The 9,168-nt window shown below is 61.0% G+C and carries 7 protein-coding genes and 1 tRNA gene; 3 read left to right on the top strand and 5 right to left on the bottom strand.

The genetic code is table 11. The features are described 5' to 3' along the window. Window positions 1-181 precede the first annotated feature (181 nt). Window positions 182-258, top strand: a tRNA-Asp gene (locus AB5Y93_RS13855). Between the two features lie 146 nt (window positions 259-404). Next, window positions 405-1,241, top strand: coding sequence for a tRNA cyclic N6-threonylcarbamoyladenosine(37) synthase TcdA (tcdA, locus tag AB5Y93_RS13850; RefSeq protein ID WP_029313443.1), 837 nt, complete (start codon window positions 405-407; stop codon window positions 1,239-1,241). Between the two features lie 21 nt (window positions 1,242-1,262). Here tcdA and AB5Y93_RS13845 read toward each other — a convergent pair whose 3' ends face one another. Beyond that, entirely contained in the window at window positions 1,263-1,694 is a 432-nt protein-coding gene (locus tag AB5Y93_RS13845) for a SufE family protein (RefSeq protein ID WP_368229641.1), read from the bottom strand. Window positions 1,695-1,707: 13 nt separating this feature from the next. Then, window positions 1,708-2,928: a cysteine desulfurase gene (locus AB5Y93_RS13840; protein ID WP_368229640.1), complete on the bottom strand. Its 1,221-nt coding sequence runs from the start codon at window positions 2,926-2,928 to the stop codon at window positions 1,708-1,710. A gap of 152 nt (window positions 2,929-3,080) precedes the next feature. Here AB5Y93_RS13840 and rep point away from each other — a divergent pair, with 152 nt between their 5' ends. Continuing rightward, a complete protein-coding gene (gene rep / locus AB5Y93_RS13835; protein ID WP_010672424.1) occupies window positions 3,081-5,093 on the top strand; it encodes a DNA helicase Rep in 2,013 nt (670 codons plus the stop codon). On the opposite strand, the gene AB5Y93_RS13830 is transcribed toward rep, so the two are convergent. From AB5Y93_RS13830 to tdh, 3 genes are all read right to left on the bottom strand, one after another. After that, window positions 5,080-7,383, bottom strand: coding sequence for a bifunctional diguanylate cyclase/phosphodiesterase (locus AB5Y93_RS13830; protein WP_049636418.1), 2,304 nt, complete (start codon window positions 7,381-7,383; stop codon window positions 5,080-5,082). The genes rep and AB5Y93_RS13830 overlap by 14 nt on opposite strands. Before the next feature lie 84 nt (window positions 7,384-7,467). Beyond that, window positions 7,468-7,920 carry a cytochrome c5 family protein gene (locus AB5Y93_RS13825; protein ID WP_039041132.1) on the bottom strand — a complete coding sequence of 151 codons (453 nt, stop codon included), beginning with the start codon at window positions 7,918-7,920 and terminating at the stop codon, window positions 7,468-7,470. Window positions 7,921-8,140: 220 nt separating this feature from the next. After that, window positions 8,141-9,166, bottom strand: coding sequence for an L-threonine 3-dehydrogenase (tdh, locus tag AB5Y93_RS13820; protein WP_010672427.1), 1,026 nt, complete (start codon window positions 9,164-9,166; stop codon window positions 8,141-8,143). Window positions 9,167-9,168: the final 2 nt, after the last annotated feature.

The raw sequence follows: 9,168 nt of genomic DNA, 5'->3' as shown, positions 1-9,168 counted from the left end.
CTGACCCCATGCCGAACTCAGAAGTGAAACGCTGTAGCGCCGATGGTAGTGTGGCATTCGCCATGCGAGAGTAGGACACTGCCAGGCACCCAATTAAACGGTGATGTGAAAGACATGACCGGCTGCGAGGATGACACCTCAGAATAAGCGGCAAAAAATTTAGCGAAAGCTAACCGAATGCGGAGCGGTAGTTCAGTCGGTTAGAATACCGGCCTGTCACGCCGGGGGTCGCGGGTTCGAGTCCCGTCCGCTCCGCCACTAACAAGAAGCCCAGTCGAAAGACTGGGCTTTTTTTCGTTCCCGACACCACACTCCTTTTCCCTCTCATCAACACCGCCATCATCCGATCATCGCCCCTGAGAGAGGTTGCCGCTATAATGGCCGCCCTCAAGCAAGGTGGTGGTATGAAAGCAGAGTATCTACAGCGATTCGGGGGCATAGCCCGTCTTTATGGCCAGCGTGCCCTTGGCTCCTTCAGCCAGGCGAAAGTCTGTGTGGTCGGGATAGGTGGCGTCGGTTCCTGGGCGGCCGAGGCGCTGGCTCGGGCCGGCATCAACCAGATCACTCTGATCGACATGGATGATATCTGCATCACCAACACCAATCGCCAGATCCATGCCATGCAGGGCACGGTCGGCCGTCTCAAGACGGAGGTGATGGCCGAGCGCATCCGTGCCATCAACCCGGATTGCGAGGTGATCGAGGTGGATGACTTCGTCACCGCCGACAACCTGGGCGAGCATATCAAGCGGGAGTTTGACTATGTGGTGGATGCCATCGACTCGGTCAAGGCCAAGGTGGCGCTGATTGCCTTCTGCAAGCGCAACAAGATCCCGGTGATCGTGGCGGGCGGTGCCGGCGGGCAGATGGACCCGACCCAGATCACCGTGGCCGACCTGGCCAAGACCATTCAGGATCCGCTGGCCGCCAAGGTGCGTTCCGACCTGCGCCGACTGCACAACTTCAGCAAGAATCCGGCGCGCAAATTCGGGGTGGAGTGTGTCTTCTCAACCGAACAGCTGAGTTATCCGGATGGCAATGGTGGCACCTGTCAGGCCAAGGCGGCCAGTGACGGCAACATGAAGATGGATTGCGCCTCCGGCTTCGGTGCCGTGACGCCGGTGACGGCTACCTTTGGCTTGGTTGCCGCGTCCCGGGTCTTGAAGAAGATTGCCGAGCGGGGAGCCCGCGCCGAGAAAGAGGCCGGGAATGAAGACACCGGGTCGATTGGCGAAGCCTGATCGACCACTGTACAAGGTGGGTTAGGCAGCCTGCCGGATTGCCAACACGATAGCTCTGAGCCCGTTGCCCCGCGACGGGCTCAAGTGTTTCTCCAGCCCCAGTTCGCTGAAATAGCCCTCCATGTCGAAGGAGTGGATCGTCGCTGCAGATTGGTGGTTGAGCGCTGCCAGTACGATGACAATCAGACCGCGCACGATGCGGGCATCGGAATCGCAAGCAAAGTGCCAGTTACCATCCTCACCTTTCTCCCCTTTCAACCAGGCCTGGCTCTCACACCCCTTGAGGCGAAATGCCTCCTGCTGCCATTCGCCGGGCAGTGCGGGCAGCAGTTTGCCGAGCTGGATGATGAGTCGGTACTGGTTCTCCCAGCCGTTTGCTGCCGCAAACTGCTGACGGATGCTATTTGCGTCGGGCTCAACGCCTATCCGGGTATAGGTTGCGAGGCTGTTCATTGGATTGTCTGCCTTAGAAGAAGTCACGGAGTTTGTGCAGGGCGGTCAGCAGGGCGTCGACATCGTCCCGATTGTTGTAGCAGGCCAGGGAGGCGCGCATCGTGCCGCCGATACCGAGCGATTCCATCAGCGGCATGGCGCAGTGATGGCCGACCCGCAGGGCTATGCCCTGCATGTCGAGCAGGGTGGCGGCGTCCTGCGGGTGGATATCCTCCAGCAGGAAGGAGACGGCGCCGGCGCGCTGACCAGGTTCGCCGACCAGACGCAGCCCTGGCACCTGTTGCAGTCCGGCAACCAGATAGTCGGTCAGCGCCGCTTCATGGCTGGCCAATGAATCCTTGTCCTGCTCCATCACAAAGCCGATGGCTGCGGCCAGGCCGATGGCGCCGGCAATATGGGGGGTGCCTGCCTCGAATTTGAAGGGCAGGGTGTTGAAGGTGGTGCCGCTGAAGCTGACCCTGTCTATCATCTCGCCGCCGGCCTGCCAGGGGGGCATCCGCTCCAATAGTTCAGTGCGGCCCCACAGCACGCCGATCCCGGTCGGGCCATAGAGCTTGTGGCCGGAGAAGGCGTAGAAGTCGCAGCCGATAGCCTGCACATCCACCACGAGATGGGCCACCGCCTGGGCGCCGTCGATGAGGCTCAGGGCCCCGACCGCCTTGGCCGCTGCCACCATCTCTTTGACTGGATTGACGGTGCCAAGGGCATTGGAGACGTGAGCCACGCTCACCAGTCGGGTACGTGGTCCCAGCAGGGCCAGATAGGCAGCGATGTCGAGATCGCCCCGCTCATCGAGGGGGATGACCCGGATGACGGCACCGGTACGCTGGGCGACCAGCTGCCAGGGGACGATATTGGCGTGATGCTCCAGGGTGCTGAGCACGATCTCATCCCCCGCCCTCAGCTCGCTCATCCCCCAGCTCTGGGCCACCAGATTGATCGCCTCCGTGGTGCCACGGGTCCATATCACTTCGTGGCTGCGAGGGGCATTGATAAAGCGGGCAACCGTCTCGCGGGCATCTTCGAAGGCGCGTGTGGCCCGGCCGCTCAGGGCATGGGCGGCGCGGTGCACGTTGGCATTGTCGGCCCGATAGTAGTGATTGATCGCATCCAGCACGGCTTGCGGTTTCTGGGTGGTGGCGGCGTTGTCCAGATAGACCAGAGGGTGGCCGTTCACCTCCTGCGCCAAGGCCGGAAACTGGCCGCGCAGCCGGGCGTGCTGTTGCTGATTCATGCTCCCCTCATCTCGTCTGGAAAAGTCGGTCATGATCCGGAAAATGGCGGGCAAACACAAGATGAAGTGGCGGGATCCCGTGCCCGGTTTCGGCTGCCCGCGGGATCTCTGCTACAATGCCGCCCCTCATCATAAGCCAAGAGATCCGGCCCATGAAGCTCAACCCCAATCAGAACGAAGCGGTCAAGTATGTCTCCGGCCCTTGCCTGGTGCTGGCGGGTGCCGGATCGGGCAAGACCCGCGTCATCACCAACAAGATTGCCTATCTGGTACAGCAGTGCGGCTACAACGCACGCAACATAGCGGCGGTCACCTTTACCAACAAGGCGGCGCGGGAGATGAAGGAGCGGGTCGGTCAGACCCTGGGTCGCAAGGAGGCGCGGGGGCTGATGGTCTCCACCTTCCATACCCTGGGACTCGAAATCATTCGTCGCGAGCACAAGAGCCTGAACCTCAAGGCCAACTTCTCCCTGTTCGATGACACCGACCAGCTGGCGCTGCTGAAAGAGCTGACCGAGGCGGAGCTCGACAACGACAAGGACAAGCTCTCGGCCCTCATCAGCCAGATCTCCAACTGGAAGAACGATCTCATCCTGCCTGCCCGCGCCATGCGCATCGCCCACGGGCCGGAAGAGGTGCTGATGGCCCAGCTCTACGAGCGCTACCACCGCCAGATGGTGGCCTACAACGCGCTGGATTTCGACGACCTCATCGTAATGCCGACCCTGTTGCTCAAGAGCAATCAGGAGGTGCGCGAGCGCTGGCAGAACAAGATCCGCTATCTGCTGGTCGACGAATACCAGGACACCAACACCAGTCAGTACGAGCTGGTGAAGCAGATCGTCGGCGAGCGGGCCCGCTTCACCGTGGTGGGTGACGATGACCAGTCCATCTACTCCTGGCGCGGTGCGAAGCCGCAGAACCTGGTGCTGCTGAACGAAGATTTCCCCAATCTGCGACTCATCAAGCTGGAGCAGAACTACCGCTCCAAGCGGCGCATTCTCAAGTGCGCCAACATCCTGATCGCCAACAACCCCCACGTCTACGACAAGGCGCTCTTCTCCGAGCTGGACGAGGGGGTGAAGCTCAAGGTGCTGTTTGCCAAGAATGAGGAGCACGAGGCGGAGCGTATCGCCGCCGAGCTGATGGGCCACAAGTTCATGAACCGCACCCGGTTCAAGGATTACGCGATCCTCTATCGGGGCAACCATCAGTCGCGCATCTTCGAGAAGGCGCTGATGACCAACCGCATTCCCTACCGTATCTCCGGCGGTACCTCGTTTTTCTCCCGCACCGAGATCAAGGACATCATGGCCTACCTCAAGCTGCTAGTTAACCCGGATGAGGACACCGCCTTCCTGCGGGTGGTCAACCTGCCGCGCCGCGAGATAGGCCCCACTACCCTCGAAAAACTGGGCCAGTACGCCAACCAGCGTGGCAAGAGCCTGTTTGCCGCCAGTTTCGAGCTGGGGCTGGAGCAACACCTCTCCGGACGCGGTCTATCCGCCCTGCAGGCCTTCACCAACTGGCTGGTGAGGCTTGGCGATCAGGCGCTGCGCGGCAATCCGGTGGAGGCGGTACGGGACATGATCAAGGAGATCCATTACGAGGAGTGGCTCTATGAGACCTCCCCCAGTCCGAAGGCGGCGGAGATGCGGATGCAAAACGTCTCCACCCTTTATCGCTGGATCAGCGAGATGCTGGAAGGGGATGAGCTGGAGGAGTCGATGACGCTGGCTCAGGTGGTTACCCGGCTCACCCTGCGGGACATGATGGAGCGCAACGAAGGGGAGGATGAGGCGGATCAGGTGCAGCTGATGACCCTGCACGCCTCCAAGGGGCTGGAATTTCCCTATGTCTACATGGTGGGCATGGAGGAGGGGCTGCTGCCGCACCAGACCAGCATCGACGAGGACAACGTGGAGGAGGAGCGGCGCCTCGCTTATGTGGGGATCACCCGGGCCCAGACCGAGCTGACCTTTACTCTCTGCAAGGAGCGCCGCCAGTTTGGCGAGTCGGTGCGGCCGGAGCCGAGCCGCTTCCTGCTGGAGCTGCCCCAGGATGACCTGGAGTGGGAAAACCAGAAGAAGGTGACGGCCGAGGAGCGCCAGCAGAAGGGGCAGGTTGGTGTCGCCAACCTGCGGGCCCTGTTCAAGAAGGATTGAGGTCGGAAGGCTTGGTCTCTCGGGAAGCCTGACCCAGCAGGGGGGGAATATCGGCTCCCGGCAGCGGGGGCGAGATGTGGCGCCCTTGCCCGAGGGCGCAGCCAAGCTCGATGAGCTTTTGCAACTGCTGCTGATTTTCGATCCCCTCGACCACCAGGGTGAAGTCGAGGTCCTGGCAGATGTCCCGCATGGCACGGATAAGCGCCAGATCCTTGGGGGAGTTCAACATGCGATGGGTGAAGCTGTCGTCCACCTTGATGTAATCCACCGGGAAGTGAAACAGGGCGTTGAGGGAAGAGAAGCCGGTGCCGAAGTCATCCAGGCTGACCTGGATCCCTTTCGCCCTCAGTTCATGCAGGGCAGTGAGGGAGTCGGCACTCTGCCGGGAGAGCTCGCGTTCGTTGAACTCAAAGATGAAACATGCGGGGATGACACCCTCCTCCTCCATGATGGTGAGCAGTTGCATGATCTGCTCGTGGCTGGCCAGGTGCTTGCCGGAGAGGTTGATGGCTATCCTGAAACGACCGACCCCGGAGGCGGGTTGCCAAAGCTTCAGTTGCTGGCAGGTGCGCTTGAGGATCTGGCGGTCCAGATCCTGAATGAGGCCGCACTGTTCCGCCAGAGGAATGAAGTCGAATGCATCCTTGAGCTCCCCTTCCTCCGTTATCCAGCGCGCCATCACCTCCAGTCCGACCAGGCGGCTGTCACACAGCCTGATCACTGGCTGGAAGTAGGGCACAATCCGCCCTTCCCGCAAGGCTCTGAAGAGCCGCTCTTCCGGTGACCCCGCCTGTTCGGTACAGGCCTCCGAATACATGACGATGCGGCTGCGGCCGTTGCGTTTGGCCTGGTACATGGCGAGGTCTGCCTGGTGCAGCAGTTCACTGACATCGGCCGTTTGCTCCGTCACGCTGGCGACCCCCAGACTGACGGTGATGGTCAGTTCGTTGCCCTGGAGCCGGAACGGATGGCCGATACGGCCAATCAGGCGATTGAGCACGGGGCTGATGTCCTCTTCCCGCTGGCTGTTGTCAAGATAGATGACGAATTCGTCCCCTCCGAGCCTCGCCACCATGTCATTTTGCCGGATGCAGCCTTGCAGCCTGCTGCCCAGCTCCTGCAGCAACTGATCGCCGGCACTGTGGCCCAGGGCGTCATTGACCTGCTTGAAGTGATCCACATCGACGAAAATCAGGGTGAAGCCGGCTGTCTGGTAACGGCGGTAGCGGGTCATGGCATGATGCAGGTGATTCATCAGCAGAGCCCGGTTTGGCAGCTGGGTCAGCGGGTCGTGCAGGGCATTGAACTGGAGCCGCCGCTCCAGCTCCTGATGATGCTTGAGCCGTTTCTGCAACCTCAAGTTGGTTTGGCGCAGCTGTTGGAGTCGCTGGTTGATGGACTCCTCCGAGTTGAGCTCATCGAGTTGCTGTCGCACCCTTTTGAGCTCCAGCAACAGGGTCAGCTGATGGCGCAGGAAATCGAGGAACAGCCTGTCATCGGTTTCCAGAGGCCGGGTCATGTTGAGGATGAGGTGGGCAAAGTATTGCTGCTGCTGGCGCAGGGGCAGGCTGTACCAGTAAAGCCCCTCTTCATGGCGCTCTACGCTGTTGGTGCTGTGGCACATGGCCCGAATGATGTCATCGTCGTATGTCAGGTGTGGTGGATAGAGTCGCTCCAGTCGCTGGTTTTCCAGCCGGATCAGCAACATGTCGCTGACCGAGAGCATCTGGCGCAACACAGCTTCCAACTGGGCAAACAGGGCATGCTGAGGCAGGTTGTGAGCCAGGCGCATGACTCGGCCGATCTTCTCGATTTTCTCCTGCCACTGGGGATCCCGCTGCATGAGAGGGGAGGCCTGCCCCGCCAGCTGGGTACCGGTCTGGGTTTCGTGCAGGCGTTTGGCCAGGCACTCCAGCAGCAGCCTCAGGGTGGGTGCCTGCTCCGGGGTGCTGCGTGCCAACAACCACTGCACGTCGATATGCTCCACAGGCTGCACGCACCAGCCCTGACCTTCATCGAGCCGGGTGAGCTGTTCGGTGAGGCGAGGTTCTTCCCGTCCCAATTGTTGCTTGAACACGTCGGGAAGCTGATAGGTGTAGCGCCAGTTCAGCCCCCCGTCGGCCAGCCCCAGCATGGCGAAATGTTGCAGAGGGCAGAGTGTGTCCAGCAGACCGACCAGTCGGGCGTAATCCTCGGGGGAGGCAATGCCGGGGGCGGGGAAATCCATGATGGAGGAGACGACCGCCAGCAAGGAGTGCGAGTCTGGCGGTGTGGTGGGCTGAACTGACATGCAACACTCCCGAAAAAACTTACCTTCAAGCGTAGTCGGAAGTGATGGGATTGAAAGGGCTGCAAGAGGAGCCCTTTCAATTACTTAGAGCTTGTCGATCATGTAGTGAATGGCGTTCTCGATCTCTTCGTCACTGCAGGTGGCGCAGGTCCCCCGCGGTGGCATCATGCCAGCCTTGCCGGTGAAGCCTTCGATGGCGTGTTTGCGCAAGGTGTCGAAGCCCTGGGCGATGCGTGGCTCCCAGGCGGCCTTGTCACCTCGCTTGGGGGCGCCGGCGGCACCGGTATCGTGGCAGGCGAAGCAGGCACCCTTGAACACGGTCTCGCCGTCACGGGGGCCGGAGGAGGCTGCCGCAGGCGCGGCCGCGGCGGTCGCAATGCCTTCCAGATCCTTGGCGGTATAAACCTGGCCAACCGGGGCAATACGCTCGGCGATAGCCTCTGTCGACATGTCATCGGCGGCAAGGACTGCGCCGGACAGAGTGGCGGCCGCCATCCCGGCAGCCAGCAAATAGCTCAGTTTTTTCAACACGCTCATGTACTCCCAGCAGGCTCTTATTATCCCCAGAAAACGACGGGATTATAACCGAATAGTTACAGTCATTTAAACGCTTGTGTGTGAAGTGTTAAGCAATCTGCAAACAAAGTGGCAGAGCGGGAAGGGGTGATCCCACATAAAAAAACCCGGCATGCGCCGGGTTTCGTGAGGCTGAACAAAATAGGGCACACTGATTGCCCAGGCGCCCCTCCGCGTGTCGTCAATCCCAGTTCAGGATCACCTTGCCGGACTTACCCGAGCCCATGGCTTCGAAGCCCTGCTGGAAGTCATCGATATGGAAATGGTGGGTGATGATGGGGCTGAGATCCAGGCCAGACTGGATGAGGCTTGCCATCTTGTACCAGGTTTCGAACATTTCGCGGCCGTAGATCCCCTTGATGAAGAGTCCCTTGAAGATCACCTTGCCCCAGTCGATGGCCATGGTGGAGGGAGGAATGCCGAGCATGGCGATTTTGCCGCCGTGGTTCATCTTGTCGATCATGTCCTGGAAGGCGCTGGGCACCCCGGACATCTCCAGCCCCACATCGAACCCTTCGGTCATGCCGAGATCTTCCATGACATCGGAGAGCTTCTCCTTGGCCACGTTGACGGCACGGGTGGCGCCCATCTTGCGGGCCAGTTCCAGCCGGTATTCGTTGACGTCGGTGATCACCACGTGACGGGCGCCAACGTGACGGCAGACGGCAGCGGCCATGATGCCGATGGGGCCTGCGCCGGTGATGAGCACGTCTTCACCCACCAGGTCGAAGGAGAGGGCGGTGTGCACGGCGTTGCCGAACGGATCGAAGATGGCGGCCAGCTCATCGGGGATGTTGTCCGGCAGCTTGAAGGCGTTGAAGGCCGGGATCACCAGGTATTCGGCGAAGGAACCCGGGCGGTTCACACCCACACCAATGGTGTTGCGGCACAGGTGGGTGCGACCGGCACGGCAGTTGCGGCAGTGGCCGCAGGTGATGTGGCCTTCGCCGGAGACGCGATCGCCGATGGCGAAGCCGCGCACTTCCTGGCCGACGGCGACCACCTCTCCCACATACTCGTGCCCCACCACCATGGGGACGGGAATGGTCTTCTGGGCCCATTCGTCCCAGTTGTAGATGTGCATGTCGGTGCCGCAGATGGCGGTCTTGCGGATCTTGATGAGCAGATCGTTGTGGCCGAGCTCGGGAGCCGGGACATCGGTCATCCAGATGCCGACTTCGGATTTGAGTTTGGAGAGTGCTTTCATGA

The organism is Aeromonas sp. R10-1 (assembly GCF_040908465.1).
GTDB lineage: Bacteria > Pseudomonadota > Gammaproteobacteria > Enterobacterales > Aeromonadaceae > Aeromonas > Aeromonas caviae.
This window is presented reverse-complemented; position numbering and strand designations above follow the sequence as displayed.

Excerpts from the sequence above, each read along its gene's own strand:
- rep (WP_010672424.1), top strand. The coding sequence starts at position 3,081 with ATGAAGCTCAACCCCAATCAGAACGAAGCGGTCAAGTATGTCTCCGGC.
- AB5Y93_RS13845 (WP_368229641.1), bottom strand. The coding sequence starts at position 1,694 with ATGAACAGCCTCGCAACCTATACCCGGATAGGCGTTGAGCCCGACGCA.
- tcdA (WP_029313443.1), top strand. The coding sequence starts at position 405 with ATGAAAGCAGAGTATCTACAGCGATTCGGGGGCATAGCCCGTCTTTAT.
- AB5Y93_RS13830 (WP_049636418.1), bottom strand. The coding sequence starts at position 7,383 with ATGTCAGTTCAGCCCACCACACCGCCAGACTCGCACTCCTTGCTGGCG.
- AB5Y93_RS13825 (WP_039041132.1), bottom strand. The coding sequence starts at position 7,920 with ATGAGCGTGTTGAAAAAACTGAGCTATTTGCTGGCTGCCGGGATGGCG.
- AB5Y93_RS13840 (WP_368229640.1), bottom strand. The coding sequence starts at position 2,928 with ATGAATCAGCAACAGCACGCCCGGCTGCGCGGCCAGTTTCCGGCCTTG.
- tdh (WP_010672427.1), bottom strand. The coding sequence starts at position 9,166 with ATGAAAGCACTCTCCAAACTCAAATCCGAAGTCGGCATCTGGATGACC.